General features: G+C 70.0%; 14 protein-coding genes. 9 read left to right on the top strand and 5 right to left on the bottom strand.

What is annotated here, in order from left to right:
• The first annotated feature begins 93 nt into the window (after positions 1-93).
• The gene (locus FQ377_RS14800) at positions 94-258 is read left to right on the top strand and encodes a hypothetical protein (protein ID WP_187393245.1); all 165 of its coding nucleotides are present in this window, start codon (positions 94-96) and stop codon (positions 256-258) included.
• Positions 259-389: 131 nt separating this feature from the next.
• Here FQ377_RS14800 and FQ377_RS04115 read toward each other — a convergent pair whose 3' ends face one another.
• The 3 genes from FQ377_RS04115 to FQ377_RS04125 all read right to left on the bottom strand — a co-directional run bounded on the left by FQ377_RS04115 (position 390) and on the right by FQ377_RS04125 (position 5,019).
• Entirely contained in the window at positions 390-1,913 is a 1,524-nt protein-coding gene (locus tag FQ377_RS04115; RefSeq protein WP_148599915.1) for a long-chain-fatty-acid--CoA ligase, read from the bottom strand.
• 202 nt (positions 1,914-2,115) lie between these two features.
• On the bottom strand, positions 2,116-3,579 hold the full coding sequence (locus tag FQ377_RS04120; protein WP_148599916.1) for a peptide MFS transporter: 1,464 nt from the start codon (positions 3,577-3,579) through the stop codon (positions 2,116-2,118).
• Between the two features lie 45 nt (positions 3,580-3,624).
• Positions 3,625-5,019, bottom strand: a complete 1,395-nt coding sequence (locus FQ377_RS04125) for an amidase (protein WP_148599917.1) — start codon at positions 5,017-5,019, stop codon at positions 3,625-3,627.
• Positions 5,020-5,183: 164 nt separating this feature from the next.
• On the opposite strand from FQ377_RS04125, the gene FQ377_RS04130 reads away from it, so the two are divergent.
• The 4 genes from FQ377_RS04130 (at position 5,184) to FQ377_RS04145 (ending at position 7,901) form a co-directional block, all read left to right on the top strand.
• The gene (locus FQ377_RS04130) at positions 5,184-5,510 is read left to right on the top strand and encodes a rhodanese-like domain-containing protein (RefSeq protein WP_148599918.1); all 327 of its coding nucleotides are present in this window, start codon (positions 5,184-5,186) and stop codon (positions 5,508-5,510) included.
• Complete coding sequence (pheA, locus tag FQ377_RS04135; RefSeq protein WP_148599919.1) at positions 5,507-6,472, top strand: prephenate dehydratase; 966 nt, start codon at positions 5,507-5,509, stop codon at positions 6,470-6,472. Before FQ377_RS04130 ends, pheA begins: the two co-directional genes overlap by 4 nt.
• 44 nt (positions 6,473-6,516) lie before the next feature.
• Entirely contained in the window at positions 6,517-7,491 is a 975-nt protein-coding gene (locus tag FQ377_RS04140) for a DNA topoisomerase IB (RefSeq protein ID WP_148599920.1), read from the top strand.
• A gap of 92 nt (positions 7,492-7,583) precedes the next feature.
• Entirely contained in the window at positions 7,584-7,901 is a 318-nt protein-coding gene (locus FQ377_RS04145; protein ID WP_148599921.1) for a hypothetical protein, read from the top strand.
• Here FQ377_RS04145 and FQ377_RS04150 read toward each other — a convergent pair.
• Complete coding sequence (locus tag FQ377_RS04150) at positions 7,898-9,034, bottom strand: diacylglycerol/lipid kinase family protein (protein WP_148599922.1); 1,137 nt, start codon at positions 9,032-9,034, stop codon at positions 7,898-7,900. The genes FQ377_RS04145 and FQ377_RS04150 overlap by 4 nt on opposite strands.
• 67 nt (positions 9,035-9,101) lie before the next feature.
• On the opposite strand from FQ377_RS04150, the gene serS reads away from it, so the two are divergent.
• The 4 genes from serS (at position 9,102) to gdhA (ending at position 13,900) form a co-directional block, all read left to right on the top strand.
• Positions 9,102-10,382 carry a serine--tRNA ligase gene (serS, locus tag FQ377_RS04155; protein ID WP_148599923.1) on the top strand — a complete coding sequence of 427 codons (1,281 nt, stop codon included), beginning with the start codon at positions 9,102-9,104 and terminating at the stop codon, positions 10,380-10,382.
• Positions 10,383-10,424: 42 nt separating this feature from the next.
• The gene (locus tag FQ377_RS04160) at positions 10,425-11,261 is read left to right on the top strand and encodes an HAD family hydrolase (protein ID WP_148599924.1); all 837 of its coding nucleotides are present in this window, start codon (positions 10,425-10,427) and stop codon (positions 11,259-11,261) included.
• Positions 11,261-12,469, top strand: coding sequence for a glycerate kinase (locus FQ377_RS04165; protein WP_148599925.1), 1,209 nt, complete (start codon positions 11,261-11,263; stop codon positions 12,467-12,469). Before FQ377_RS04160 ends, FQ377_RS04165 begins: the two co-directional genes overlap by 1 nt.
• A 96-nt stretch (positions 12,470-12,565) precedes the next feature.
• On the top strand, positions 12,566-13,900 hold the full coding sequence (gene gdhA, locus FQ377_RS04170) for an NADP-specific glutamate dehydrogenase (protein WP_148599926.1): 1,335 nt from the start codon (positions 12,566-12,568) through the stop codon (positions 13,898-13,900).
• On the opposite strand, the gene FQ377_RS04175 is transcribed toward gdhA, so the two are convergent.
• Positions 13,897-14,517, bottom strand: coding sequence for a hypothetical protein (locus FQ377_RS04175; RefSeq protein WP_148599927.1), 621 nt, complete (start codon positions 14,515-14,517; stop codon positions 13,897-13,899). The two genes, gdhA and FQ377_RS04175, sit on opposite strands and share 4 nt — an antisense overlap.
• Between the last annotated feature and the right edge of the window lie 3 nt (positions 14,518-14,520).

A 14,520-nucleotide genomic window follows, 5' to 3' on the forward strand; every position in this document is an offset into this window, starting at 1 on the left:
CCCCGACCGCTCCGGCTTGCCGGGGCAATGATCGTCAGTAAGCTGAGGATCAGCCCCCGACCAGGGAGCGGACGCCGCACGGAAGGTACCGAGATGAGCGAGAACCAGAGCGAGACCCCCGACAACGATCCCGGCGAGCAGGGCGCGGAGCAGGCCGGCGGGCTCGATGAGCAGACCGAGGGCGGCTACGGCGGACCGGACCCCGAGGAAGAGGTGGCCCCCGGCTTCGAGGCGGACAACAAGGGTTCCGAAGCCTGATCCACCGCTTCACGACCCGGCCGCCGGGCAGGTGATCCCCGCCGCGGTACCCGCCGCGCTGAGGCCGGGGAGTCGCCCCCTCCCCGGCCTCGCTCCTCCCGGCAGGAACCCTGCCGGGAAGAGCGTCTCGACTAGACCGCGATCTCGCGCTTGAGGATCTTGCCCGTGGGGCCCTTGGGCAAGGCGTCGACGATCACGACGCGGCGCGGGTACTTGTACGCGGCCACCCGGTCCTTGGCGAACGCGATGATCTCGTTCGAGAGGGCCTCGGCCGCGGTATCGTCGGCGGGGGCATGCTCAGCCCTGAGGCCGATGACTGCCACGATCTCCTCGCCGTGCAGCTCGTCCGGCACACCGATGACGGCGGCCTCGGCCACGGCCGGGTGCTCGTAGAGCACTTCCTCCACCTCCCGCGGGTAGACGTTGTACCCGCCGCGCAGGATCACTTCCTTCTTGCGGTCGACGATGAAGATCAGACCGTCCTCGTCGAAGCGCGCCAGATCGCCCGTGCGGAACCAGCCGTCGGGGATCGCGGTCTTCGTGGCCTCCTCGTTCTCCCAGTAGCCCTTCATCACGCAGTGGCCGCGTACGGAGAGCTCGCCGACGTCGCCCTGGGGTACGTCGTTGCCCTCGCCGTCGAGCATGCGGACCTCCACGCCCTCCACGGGGGTTCCGATGGAGCCGGGCTTGCGCAGCTCCCCCACGCGGTTGAAGCTCACGATCGGGGAGGTCTCGGACAGGCCGTAGCCCTCGAGCAGATCGGCCTTGAACACCCGCTCGAACTCGTGCAGTACCTCGACGGGTAGTGCGGAACCGCCGGAGACGGCCACCCGGACGGAGGAGAGATCGGTGGAGGAGACGCTGGGGGTGCGCAGCATCGCCACGTACATGGTGGGCACGCCCTCGAAGATGGTCACGTGATCGCGCGCGATGATCTCCAGTGCCTTGCCCGGCTCGAACCGCGGCAGGAGGGTCACGGTGGCGCCGGTGAGGACGGAGGCGTTCAGGGCGCACGTCTGACCGAAGATGTGGAAGAAGGGCAGGCCCCCGAAGAGCACTTCGCCCTCCTTGATCCCCATCAGGTCCCGGGAGATCTCGGCATTCCGCGAAAGATTGGTGTGGGAGAGAGTGGCACCCTTCGGCCGACCGGTGGTCCCGGAGGTGAACAGCACCACGGCGGTGTCGTCGCCGTCGAGGTCCACGACCTCCGGTGCCGGCTCGGCCGCCGAGACGCGCTGCATGAAGGCGCCGCTGTCCACGGTCACCACGTCCACTCCGGAATCGCTCTCCTCGGCGGAGGCCTCGGCGCCGGCGGTCGCCTCGGCGATGACGCCCTCCCAGGCGAAGACGAGCTTCGCGCCCGAGTTCGTCAGGTGGTAGGCCACCTCGCGGCCCTTCAGCAGGGGATTCAGGGGAACGACCACGGCCCCGGTCCGCAGCACGCCGTAGTAGACGAAGGCCATCTGCGGGATGTTCGGCATCATCAGCGCTACGCGATCGCCCCGCTGGACACCGTACTCGCCGAGGATCGTCGCGACCTTCTGGCTGAGCTGCTCCAGCGCGCCGAAGGTGACCTCGACGTCGTCGAGCTTGATGGCCACCGCGGAGGGGCTCCTCGTTGCGGTGGACACCAGGTTGTTGGCGAGGTTCGTCACTCGATCTCCTTCGATCATGCGTAGCGCGGCAGCGGCCGGTCACGATGTTACCGGTGGGTAGAAGTCTGTGGGATCACGGGCGGTCACGCAACAGGGCACATTGGCCTGGCCTGCTCAGTGGATAGGGGAGCCGTTCCGGTCCTGGTGGGCGGCGGGACAGGGCGACGTCGGTGCAGATCCGGGGTCTTCGAGGGAAGCCAGGTCAGCGGACACCGCTCATCGCCTTGCGGATCACGGGCGCGCTCGCGAGGAGGGCTCCTCCGAGCACGATGGCGGTGATGCCGCTGAACGCGAAGTAGGGGACCTCTGTCTCCGCCGAGTAGAAGCCGGCCAGCAGACCGGAGACGGTGGTGCCGAGCGAGATGGAGAGGAAGAACAGCGCCAGCATCTGGGTGCGGAACGCCTCGGGCGCCAGCTTGGTGGTGATGGACAGGCCGATCGGGGAGATGAAGAGTTCGGCCCATGTGAACAGCAGCAGGATGGCGGCGAGCGCTATCAGCGGTGTGCTGTTCGGCCCGCCCCCCGCGAACGGGATGAACGCGAGGAACGCCAGGCCCATGACCATCAGGCCCAGGGAGAACTTCACCGGCGACGACGGCTGGCGCTCACCCAGTCGCGTCCAGACTGCCGCGAAGACCCCGGCGAAGACGATGATGAAGATGGGGTTGATGGACTGCACCATGCCAGGGGGCATTTCCCAGCCGAGGATGGTCCGGTCGAGGCGGCTCTCCGAGTACAGCGCCACCACGGTGAACTGCTGCTGGAACAGCGACCAGAATGCGGCGCTGGCCAGGAAGAGCGGCATGAAGGAGTACACCCGGCGTCGTTCCACGGCGCTGACCTTGCGGCTCGAGAGGATCACCGCGAAGTAGGCGATCGTCGCCGCGATCGCCGTGTACGCCATGATCTCGGCGAGATTCCCGGCGTTCAGGAGCCCGGTGGCCAGGACCACGCCCAGGAGCACCAGGACCCCGACGGCGATGCCGGTCCACCGCGCGTAGGCCGCGCGGGGAAGGGGATCCTCCACCTCGTGCGCGGCGGCCGGCAGCTTCCGCCGGGCCAGGGAGTACTGGATGAGCCCGGCAGCCATGCCGACCGCGGCGAGTCCGAACCCCACGTGGAAGCCGTACGTGGCCCACGCCAGATTGGTCAGGAGCGGTCCCACCAGGGCGCCGATGTTGATGCCCATGTAGAAGATGGAGAAGCCCGCGTCCCGGCGGGTGTCGCCGGGTTCGTAGAGCGCACCCACGAGGGACGACGCATTGGCCTTCAGCCCGCCCGATCCCACGCCGACGAGGACGAGGCCGATCGACAGGCCCACCACCCCGGGCAGCAGGGCGAGCGCGATATGGCCGAACATGATGATGATCGCCGAGAAGAAGAGCACACGCTCGGATCCCAGGATGCGGTCCGCGACCCAGGCGCCGAGGATGGTGGACAGGTAGACCCCGCCACCATAGGCCCCGACCAGTCCGGCCGCGGTGCCGGAGGCGAAGCCGAGCCCTCCCTCGGCGAGGGAGTAGGTCATGTAGTACAGCAGCAGGGCCTGCATGCCGTAGAAGGAGAAGCGCTCCCAGAGTTCCACGCTGAACAGGTTCGCCAGCATCCGCGGATGGCCGAAGAAGGTCTTGCCGTCGGGAGCGGTGGTCCGCTGGGAGGTGCTCATTCGTTCCATGGTGCCGCCCGTCACCGGGCGAAGCAAGCGTGCCGGCTACCCGCGCACCGCCTCGAGCTGGGCGGTCAGGGCGAGCAGCTCCGCCTCCTCGCCCGGGCGGCCGATGAGCTGCACGCTCATCGAGAGCCCGTCGGGGAGGGTCAGGATGGGTACCGTCACGGCCGGGAGCCCGCAGACGTTGACCATCGAGGTGAATGGGGAGTACTGGCACTGGCGCACATAGTCCGTGTCGCCGTCGGCATCCGTGTACCAGCCGATGGAGCGCGGCGTCATGGCGAGCGCCGGCGTCAGGATCATGTCGTACGCCGAGTACTGGCGGATGGTGTCGTGCTCGAAGGCGCGCAGGACGTCGATCGCACCTGCCAGCTCGGCCGCGCTCCGGCCGAGGGCGCGATGGCGGAGAACCCGTGTGAGGTCCGTCAGTCGGTGCTCCCGATCGGAGGGGATCGGCAGTGTGGCCAGTCCTGCGGTCCAGACGAGCTGGAACGCCTCGTGGTACCGGGAGTCGTAGGTCAGATCGGTGTCGACGACGTCGTGGCCCGCATTCTGCAGCAGCTGGATCCCGGAGCGCAGGGCGTCCACCGCGGCGCTGTCCAGGTCGATGTCCATCGCTGCGGAGAACGGGGACGCGGTGCTGACGCCGATCCGGAAGCGTCCCTCGGCACGCAGGGCGGCATCGGTGAAGGAACCCGGATGCCGTGAGGCCGCGCTCGTCGGCCGGTAGTTCGGCTCACGCACCAGGGCGTCGAGCAGCAGGCCCGCGTCCACCGCGGAGTGGGCGAGGGGCCCGGCGACGACGAACTGGCCCAGATCGGCCTGTCCCGACCCCGAGGGCACACGGCCGCGATTCGGTTTGAGCCCCACCAGCCCGGTCGCGGCCGCGGGAATGCGGACCGAGCCGCCGCCGTCGGTCCCGGGTGCGAACGGGAGCATCCCGGCGGCCACCGCGGCGGCGCTGCCTCCCGAGGAGCCGCCGGGGCTCCGGCGACGGTCGAGCGGATTGCGGGCCGGCGGCGCCAGGCGGTTCTCGCTGTAGGAGCTCAGACCGAACTCGGGTACCTGCGTCTTGCCGAGACTGATGGCCCCGGCGCGGCGCAGCACAGCGGCGAGCGGGGCATCCTTCGGTGCGATGGTCGGATCGAGCGCCGCGGTCCCGAGGGTGGTCCGCACACCGGCGACGTCGGTGAGATCCTTGTGCGCCAGGGGCATGCCGTGCAGTGGACCCAGCTCCACCCCGGACGAGCGCAGCCGATCCGCGTGGTCGGCAGCGCGCAGGGCGTCGTCGTGCGTGATGGTGATGAACGAGCCCAGCTCCGGGTTCAGGGCGTCGATGCGGCGCAGGAAGTGCTCCGTCACCTCGCGGGCGCTGAGCGCCCCACGGGCCAGGGCGTCCTGGAGGGACAGTGCGGAGAGTTCGTGCGGATCGCTCATGGGGCTCCAGTGGGAGGCGGGCAGTCACGGGACCCGCCGTGCCACGGGCCCTGCGGGAGACAAGCACCACTATAGGAGCCAGCGGGTCAGGGGAGGCGCCGGGCGGGGTCGGGGCACCACGGCGCGTCTGGCGGCACCCCGGCGGGTCGTGAAAAGGTGGGTCCATGAGTGAACTCCAGAATGTACCGGTGACCGCTGTTCCGAAGGATGCCCGCATCCTCGACGTCCGAGAGGACTACGAGTGGGAGGCCGGGCACATCGACGGCGCCCTGCACATCCCGCTGGACGACCTCCCCGCGCGAGTGGATGAACTCGATCCTGACGAGGACCTCCATGTGATCTGCCGTTCGGGCGGGCGCTCGCAGCGGGCAGCGGAGTGGCTCGAGGGCAACGGCTACACCGCCATCAATGTTACGGGCGGCATGGGTTCGTGGCTCGAGGAGGGCAAGCCGATGGTGTCCGAGGGGGACAACGAGCCGACCGTCCTGTGACCGGCAGCACCTCCTACGCCTACCTGGGCCCCGAGGGCACCTTCACCGAGACGGCCCTGCTCCAGGTGCCCGGGGCCGACGCCGCGCGCCGCGTCCCGGCATCGACCGTGGGTTCCGCGCTCGACGCCGTCCGGTCCGGAGCCGTCGATGCCGCCATGGTGCCCATCGAGAACTCGGTGGAGGGCGGTGTGAGTGCCACCCTCGATGCCATCGCCGTCGGTGATCCGCTGCGGATCGTCCGTGAGGAACTCGTGCCGATCACCTTCGTCCTGGTGGCCAGGGCGGGTACCGCCCTGGCGGATGTCCGCCGCATCGCGACCCATGGCCATGCCTGGGCCCAGTGCCGGGCCTGGGCGGACAAGCATGTACGCGACGCGGAATACATTCCGTCGACGTCGACCGCCGCCGCGGCCGCAGGCCTCGCCGACGGGGAGGACTCCTTCGACGCCGCCATCTGCTCGCCGCTGCTGGCCGACCGGCTGGGTCTGACCGTCCTGGCGGAGGACATCGGCGACGTCTCCGACGCCGTCACCCGCTTCGTCCTCGTGGGCGGACCGGATGCCCTGACACCGCGCACGGGAGCCGACAAGACCACCCTCGTGATCCCCCTGCCGGTGGACCACCCGGGTGCCCTCATGCAGATCCTCGATCAGTTCGCGGCCCGCGGGGTGAATCTCAGCCGGATCGAATCCCGGCCCACCGGGCAGTTCCTCGGCGACTACTTCTTCAGCGTGGACGCCGACGGCCACATCGAGGACGCGAGGGTGGCGGACGCCCTCAAGGGGCTGCACCGGATCAGTCCGGGCCTGCGCTTCCTCGGGTCCTACGCCCGCGCCGACCGCCGCTCGTCCCCGATCGGGCGCCATACCTCCGACGCCGCTTTCGACGCGGCCGGAGCCTGGCTCGGCGGGATCCTCCGGGGCGCCGGAACCGGCCGGTCGGAGGGCACGCAAGCACAGTAGGCTTACGATCGACCACCACCCCGACCCGGAAGGCCGGTTCCCCGATGGCTCGATTGCGCCGGAGCAACACGCGTAGGCCCGGGGTCACCCGTCGCCGCCACGGCAAGGGCTTCAGCTATCGCGCTCCGGACGGAAGTCTCCTCCAGGACAAGGACGAGATCGAGCGCATCAAGGACCTCGTGATCCCACCTGCGTGGCGGGAGGTCTGGATAGCCCCGTACCCGAACGGGCACGTCCAGGCGATCGGCAAGGACGAGGCGGGCCGGCGGCAGTATCTGTACCACCCGTCCTGGCGTGAGCAGAAGGACCGCGAGAAGTTCGACCGCGCCCTCGATTTCGGAGCCAAACTGACCAGCGCCCGCCGCGTCATCACGCAGCACCTGCGCAGCGACGGCGTGGGCCGTGAGCGGGCCTTCGCGGCGGCCCTGAGAATCGTCGACTCCGGTGCCCTGAGGATCGGTTCGGCGCAGTATGCGGAGACCAACGGCTCCTTCGGCGTGACCACACTGCTCGTGGAGCACTGCACGGTCGAGGCGGACGTAATCACCTTCGACTTCCCGGGCAAGAGCGGCCAGCACTGGGACACGCGCCTGGAGGACGACGATCTGGCGACGGCGTTGCGCCCCATGCTCGAGCGCGAGGGCGCCGACACCGTGCTCGCGTGGCAGTCGGAGGACGGGTCCTGGCACCATGTGGACGGCTCACAGCTCAACGAGTTCCTGCGCCAGGTCACGGGCGGACCCTTCACGGCGAAGGATTTCCGGACCTGGCAGGCCACGGTCGTCGCCGCCATGGCCCTCGCCAAGGAGGATCTGAAGGCCACCAGCCGCACCGCGCGCCAGAAGGCCGTGTCCAGCACCATGCGGGCCGTCGCCGACCATCTCGGGAACACGCCCACCGTGGCCAGGAGCTCCTATGTGGACCCACGCCTCGTGGACCGCTTCATGAGCGGGGAGGTCATCCCGATCGCCACGTACTCGGCCTCGGAGAAAGCGGTGCAGGAACTCCTGCGTGACTGAGCGATGGACCGGCGCCCGCCTTTGTCGCCGCCCCGATCGTCAGTACGCTTGGCATGGGCGCTCACGCAGCGCATCCTCCGATGAAAGGCAGCATGATGACCGAGAACAGTCATGACGGACACATTGTGAACCCCGACGCGGGCCGCGCCTCCACGTCGGACCCCAACCGTCCAGGCGACGCCGGCGACCAGGGCAACGACCTGCGCTTCGCGGAGGAGCAGCAGCTCATCAGCGAGCAGGCCGATCCGGTGGACGACCAGGGCGACTACACCAGCGCCGAACCCCAGGGCCGCTCCGGTGGCTACACCTCCGCCCAGGACCCCGCCGAGGAGGGCGCGTACACCGACAAGGACGCGCCGCTCGTCGACGAGCCCGAGGGACAGGGCGAGTACACGGACAGCGAGGGCTAGGACCGGCGCAGCAATCCTCGCCGGTCCTGCCGCGACACGCGTCGCGCCTGCACGGCGGTGGACCCCGATGGTCCGGGAGCCGGTGACGGCACCCGGACCATCAGTGCGTCCGGATCGACCCGGGACGTCAGCGAGGTGGCGAATCCGGACGGATCGCCGTCGAGCTGCGTGGCGATCGGCTCCGCCGACCACACGGTGATCTCCCGCACGCGGTAGTAGCTGATCACCGGGATGCCGCCGCGATGACGCAGGAGGATCTTCGCGGCCATCCACGTCCAGCCGAGCAGGCTGCGGGGGCTGAGCACCACCACGTCCAGGTAGCCGTCGTCGATCACGGCGTCGGGCACGAAGTCCACTCCCGCCGGGAGCTTGCCGCAGTTGGCCACGAGCAGGCTCCGCACCTTGCGGGTCTGTGGGGGCCGGCCGTCGAGGCTGATCGAGATGCGTCGACGTCGGCCCGGCAGGTGCCGCACACCGGCCTCACTGTAGGCGAGCCACCCGAATTTCTCCTTGAGGTCCTGCCTCGCCTCGGTGACAACTGTCGCATCGAATCCGGCGCCGCCCATGACGAGGAAGAGATGCTCGGAGCTGGACTGCGTACGGTCGTTGCGGATCGTGGTCAGACCCAGGTCGATGCGCCGCTCGTAGCCGTGGAGCGCCAGTTCGAGGCAGCCGGCTATGTCGTTGTACGGCAGTCCCAGATTCCGTACCAGCAGATTGCCCGTACCCAGCGGGAGCAGGCCGAGGGCGGCGGGGCTGTGCGCCAGGGCCCGCGCCACGGCCCGCACCGTCCCGTCGCCGCCCGCAGCGAGCACGACGTCGGCCCCCGCGTCCAGCGCGTGCTCGGCCTGGCCTGTGCCGGGATCCCCGATCGTGGTCTCGAGGATCAGCGGAGGCTCCCAGCCCGCCGCGGCGCAGGCGTCCACCACGAGTCGGCGCGTGGTGTCGGCCTGCAGCTTGGACGGATTCACGATCAGGGCCACGCGGGTGGGGCCCTCCGCGACCGGCATCGGCCGGTTCACGGACGCTGTGGCTTCGCGGGTCTGCCGGAGTCGTCTCACGGACCAGTACGACCGGAGGGATGCTGCGGCCGCGGAGGCGGCGGCCGTTCCGGCAAGCAGTTTACGGCCCATGGTCTTCCACCCTAGCGGCAGTACCGCCGCGGCCGCCGGTCCCGGCGCATTCGGTAGGCTTCATGGTGTGATCGACGTCAACGACCTCCGCCAGCATCCCGAGCAGTACCGAGCCTCGCAGCGCGCCCGCCGGGCGGACGAGTCGATCGTCGACGCCGTGCTGGCCGCGGACACCCGCCGCCGCGAGGCCGTCACGTCCTCCGAGAACCTCCGGGCCGAGCAGAACGCCTTCGGCAAGCGCGTGGCCCAGGCGTCAGGGGAGGAGAAGCAGGCCCTCCTGGCCGAGGTCAGGGACCTGGCCGCCGCGGTGAGGACGGCGGCCGCGGACGCGGATGAGGCCTCGGCGGAGCAGGACGCCCTGCTGCGCGCGCTGCCGAACCTGATCCAGGACGGCACTCCCGAGGGGCTGGAAAAGGACTTCGTGGTGGTCAAGACCGTCGGTGCTCCGCGCGATTTCGCCGCCGAGGGGTTCGAGCCGCGTGATCACCTGGAGCTCGGCGAGCTCATCGGTGCCATCGACATGGAACGCGGGGCGAAGGTCTCGGGCTCGCGCTTCTACTTCTTGAAGGGTGTCGGAGCACGGCTCGAGCTGGCGCTGCTCCGCATGGCGCTCGACCAGGCGATCGAGGCCGGCTTCACACCCATGATCACCCCCACGCTCGTACGCCCTGAGATCATGCAGGGCACCGGTTTCGACGTGGCGCACGACGCCGAGATCTATCGGCTCGCCGAGGACGACCTGTATCTCGTGGGAACCTCGGAGGTGGCGCTGGCCGGGTATCACTCCGACGAGATCATCGATCTCACCGCCGGCCCCGTCCGGTACGCGGGCTGGTCCTCCTGCTATCGCCGGGAGGCCGGATCCCACGGGAAGGACACCCGCGGGATCATCAGGGTCCACCAGTTCAACAAGGTGGAGATGTTCACCTACACCACGGTGGAGGACGCGGCCGCGGAGCACGAGCGCATGCTCGCCTGGGAGGAGGAGATGCTCGCGAAGGTGGAGCTTCCCTACCGTGTCATCGACACGGCCGCCGGTGACCTCGGGATGTCCGCGGCCCGCAAGTTCGACTGCGAGGCGTGGGTCCCCACCCAGGGCGACTACCGCGAGCTCACGTCCACCTCGAACTGCACCACGTTCCAGGCCCGGCGCCTGAACATCCGTGAACGGCAGGACGGCGAAGGCCGGAAGAGCACACGGGCCGTCGCCACGCTCAACGGCACGCTCGCGACGACACGCTGGATCGTGGCGATCCTGGAGCATCACCAGAACGCCGACGGATCGATCACGGTGCCCGCCGCGCTGCGTCCGTACCTGAACGGACTGGAAATCCTCCCTGTCCTCTAGGCCGCCCGCCCCGGGCGTCGGTGGTGTCTGGTTCACTGGAGTATGACCACTTTGACCAGTGCTGGCAACGACGACCAGCAGGAGACCACCCGTAGGCACCTCGTCGCCCTGGATGTCGACGGCACGCTCGTGGACCACGACGGGTCGATGACGGACGAGGTGCGCGCCGCCGCCCGGGCCGTCGTCGAGGCGGGACACGACGTCATCATCGCCACCGGACGCTCCCTCGGAGCCACCCTTCCGGTAATCCGTCTGCTCGGCATCACACGGGGATTCGCCGTGTGCTCGAACGGCGGAGTCACGCTGCGTCTCGACGCCGGCCTCCCAGGCGGTTTCGAGGTTCTCGAACGCATCACCTTCGACCCGAAGCCCGCACTGACGGCGCTACGCGAGAGGCTGCCCACGGCCAAGTACGCCCTCGAGGACGACCGCGGCAGATTCCTCGCCACCGAGAGTTTCCAGGACGCCAGCTTCGGCGCGGAGACCCAGAGCGTCGGTTTCGAGGAAATGCTCACGAGCCGGGCTGTGCGCGTGGTGGTCTTCAGCACCGATTCATCGGCCGAGGACTTCGGTGACGCCGTCGCCTCGATCGGACTGCACGGCGTCACCTACTCCGTCGGCTGGACGGCGTGGCTGGACATCGCGGCCTCCGGTGTCACGAAGGCCAGCGCCCTCGAGGTGCTCCGGCAGCGCCTCGGGACGCACCCCGACAACACCGTCGCCGTGGGCGACGGGCGCAACGACGTCGAGATGCTCCAGTGGGCAGGGCGCGGTGTGGCCATGGGCCAGGCACCGGAGGAGGTGCGCGCGATGGCGTCCGAGGTGACGGGCAGCGTGTACGACGACGGCGCCGCCAAGGTGCTGCGCTCGCTGGTCTGATGATCGCCGCGGCGCACGATCCGGTGCCCGATCCGGAGCACGCTCCGGCGCCGGTGCCTGCGGTCAACTCGCCTAGGCCGAGGCGTGTCGTCGTCGCCCCCGACAAGTTCAGGGGTTCCCTGTCCGCGCCCGAGGTGGCCCGTCACGTGGCGAACGGACTGCGGAGGCGGATTCCGGAGCTCCACGTGGTCGAGGTCCCGATGGCCGACGGCGGCGAGGGCACCCTGGAGGCTGCGTTCGCCGCCGGTTACGGGCAGCGCTGGTTCGAGGTCCCAGGACCGACGGGCGAGCCGGTGCGGGCGGCGCTCGGGATCCGGGGGACGCACGCCGTCGTCGAACTGGCCGCCGCGTCCGGCCTCGCCCTCCTCCCCGGTGGTACGCCCCGCCCACTCGATGCGACCAGCGAGGGCACCGGAGCGCTGCTCGGCCACGCGCTCGACGCCGGGTGCACCCGGATCGTGCTGGGCGTCGGTGGCAGCGCCTGCACGGACGGCGGGGCGGGGCTGCTGCGGGGACTGGGGGCGCGCCTGCTCGACGACGACGGCGAGGAGCTCGCCCCGGGAGGAGCCGCCCTGCAAGATCTGACCCGGATCGACCTGACCGGCCTCGACGCCCGGCTGGGCCACACGACGATGATCCTCGCCAGCGATGTGGACAACGCCCTCCTCGGCCCGGCCGGAGCGGCGGCGGTCTTCGGCCCGCAGAAAGGCGCGACGCCGGAGGACGTCCTGGCCCTGGACGCGGGCCTCGCGCAGTTCGTCTCCGTCCTCGGCGCCGCACTCGGTCCGCGTGCCGCCGACCTCTCCCGCGCCCCGGGCGCCGGTGCTGCCGGGGGCACCGGGTACGCGGCGCTGGCGGTCCTCGGCGCCGCCCGCCGCCCCGGGGTGGACGTGGTCCTGGAGTTCGTCGGTCTCGCAGGCCGGCTCGACGGCGCCGAGCTCGTCATCACGGGTGAGGGGAGCCTCGACGCGCAGAGCCTGTCCGGCAAGACGCCCGTCGGCGTGGCCCGGCTCGCCGCCGCCCACGGCTGCCCCGTCGTGGCGGTGTGCGGCAGGAACGAGCTCACGCCCGCCGAGCAGCGCGGGGCCGGGTTCTCCCGCGTGCTCGCCCTCACGGAGCTCGAACCCGACCTCCGGCGGTGCATGACCGACGCCGCCGTCCTGCTGGAACAGGCCGGGGAGCAGCTGGCGCCCGACCCGCCGGCGTAGATGTCATGGCCGCTTCATCTCTTTATGATCCGGCCACCCAGGGACGTACTCTTCCCAGGGCGGTACCGTCCGAGCAGCAGATACCCGAAAGGCGCCATGACAGTCGAGCTCGACTCCATCAAAGCGGAAGTCCTCCGCCGGAACCCCGGTGAGGCAGAATTCCACCAGGCTGTCGACGAGGTCTTCGCGTCGCTCGCCCCCGTCCTGAAGAAGCACGCGAAGTTCGAGGCGGCGGCGATCCTGGAGCGGCTCTGCGAGCCGGAGCGGCAGATCATCTTCCGCGTGCCATGGGTGGACGACACCGGGCAGGTGCGCATCAACAGGGGCTTCCGCGTCGAGTTCAACTCCGCGCTCGGCCCTTTCAAGGGCGGTCTCCGGTTCCACCCGTCGGTGAATCTGGGGATCGTCAAGTTTCTCGGCTTCGAGCAGATCTTCAAGAACGCGCTGACCGGCATGCCGATCGGGGGCGGCAAGGGTGGCTCTGACTTCGATCCTCGCGGGCGCAGCGAGGGCGAGGTGATGCGCTTCTGCCAGTCCTTCATGACGGAGCTGTACCGGCACCTGGGCGAGTACACGGATGTTCCGGCCGGTGACATGGGCGTCGGTACGCGCGAGATCGGTTATCTCTTCGGCCAGTACAAGCGCATCACCAACCGGTACGAGTCCGGCGTCCTCACCGGCAAGGGCATGGGCTGGGGCGGCTCCCTGGTCCGCCCCGAGGCCACCGGCTTCGGCACCGTCCTCTTCGCGAACGAGATGCTCGCCACGCGGAACCAGAGCCTCGACGGGCAGCGCGTCCTCGTCTCGGGCTCCGGCAACGTGGCCATGTACGCGATCGAGAAGGCACAGGCACTCGGAGCCACGGTGCTCACCTGCTCGGACTCGTCCGGGTACGTGGTGGACGAGCGCGGCATCGACACCGAGCTGCTGAAGCAGATCAAGGAGACCGAACGCGGCAGGGTCAGCGAGTACGCCGAGCGGCGCGGCGCCGTCTTCGTGGACAGCGGCTCCGTCTGGGACGTGCCCGCCACGGTCGCGCTGCCGTGCGCCACGCAGAACGAACTGGACGAAGCGGCGGCCAAGCGGTTGGTCGAGTCCGGGGTGGTGGCCGTCGCCGAGGGGGCGAACATGCCGACGACGCGCGCCGCGGTGTCGCTCTTCCACGAGGCCGGGATCCTCTTCGGCCCGGGCAAGGCGGCCAACGCGGGGGGCGTGGCGACCTCCGCGCTGGAGATGCAGCAGAACGCCAGCCGCGACGCGTGGACCTTCGACCACACGGAACGGCGCCTCGAGGAAATCATGGTGGGCATCCACGAGCGCTGTGCGGCGACGGCCGAGGAGTACGGGGCGCCCGGGAACTACGTGATCGGCGCGAACATCGCCGGCTTCCTGAAGGTGGCCGACGCCATGCTCGCACTGGGCGTCATCTAGGCGTCGACCGGGAGCGTCGCGGGTCCGTGGGCGAGATCCAGCAGGCGGGCCGCGGCCGGGCGCGTGGCCCACTCCTCGGTCCAGTGGGAGCGGACGACGGCGCGGCTCACGGCCTGGGCGGTGACCCCGAGCTCCTCGGCCACGTACTTCTGCTGACCCCGGGCCCCCGGGGTCAGCAGATCCAGGACGGCCCACTCCGCATCCGTGCGGGTGTGGACGATCCGCCCGAGGAGGCGCAGTACGGCCTCGGCCTCCGCCGCGATCTCCGCGTCGGGGCCCTCGACGGCGAGCGGAATCCGTTCCCCGGTCCTCCGTGCGCGGTCCACGGCTCTCCGGGCGAGGACGAGCCCGTACCCCTGTGCGTGCGCGATCCGTTCGGGTACCGGCGGGGTGAGCCCCCCGACGCCGATCCCCACGTACCACCGGCGGAACCGCAGGGCACGTAGCGCCGCGTCCACCGCCGTCGTCGCGGTGTCCACCACCCCCTGCACCTCGTCGCCAACCGACCGCTGGAACGGGACCAGCGTGGGGAGGTACCGCAGCGTTGCCAGGAGCTCGTCGACGAGATCCCCCACCTCGCGGGAGTCGCGCTGGTTGATGGTCAGGACGAAGTGCATGGC

This window comes from Arthrobacter echini (assembly GCF_008107445.1).
Classification (GTDB): domain Bacteria; phylum Actinomycetota; class Actinomycetes; order Actinomycetales; family Micrococcaceae; genus Arthrobacter_D; species Arthrobacter_D echini_A.

Coding starts and splice junctions, on each gene's coding strand:
- FQ377_RS14800 (WP_187393245.1), top strand. CDS start 94: ATGAGCGAGAACCAGAGCGAGACCCCCGACAACGATCCCGGCGAGCAG.
- FQ377_RS04120 (WP_148599916.1), bottom strand. CDS start 3,579: ATGAGCACCTCCCAGCGGACCACCGCTCCCGACGGCAAGACCTTCTTC.
- FQ377_RS04125 (WP_148599917.1), bottom strand. CDS start 5,019: ATGAGCGATCCGCACGAACTCTCCGCACTGTCCCTCCAGGACGCCCTG.
- FQ377_RS04130 (WP_148599918.1), top strand. CDS start 5,184: ATGAGTGAACTCCAGAATGTACCGGTGACCGCTGTTCCGAAGGATGCC.
- FQ377_RS04140 (WP_148599920.1), top strand. CDS start 6,517: ATGGCTCGATTGCGCCGGAGCAACACGCGTAGGCCCGGGGTCACCCGT.
- FQ377_RS04145 (WP_148599921.1), top strand. CDS start 7,584: ATGATGACCGAGAACAGTCATGACGGACACATTGTGAACCCCGACGCG.
- FQ377_RS04150 (WP_148599922.1), bottom strand. CDS start 9,034: ATGGGCCGTAAACTGCTTGCCGGAACGGCCGCCGCCTCCGCGGCCGCA.
- FQ377_RS04160 (WP_148599924.1), top strand. CDS start 10,425: ATGACCACTTTGACCAGTGCTGGCAACGACGACCAGCAGGAGACCACC.
- FQ377_RS04165 (WP_148599925.1), top strand. CDS start 11,261: ATGATCGCCGCGGCGCACGATCCGGTGCCCGATCCGGAGCACGCTCCG.
- gdhA (WP_148599926.1), top strand. CDS start 12,566: ATGACAGTCGAGCTCGACTCCATCAAAGCGGAAGTCCTCCGCCGGAAC.
- FQ377_RS04175 (WP_148599927.1), bottom strand. CDS start 14,517: ATGCACTTCGTCCTGACCATCAACCAGCGCGACTCCCGCGAGGTGGGG.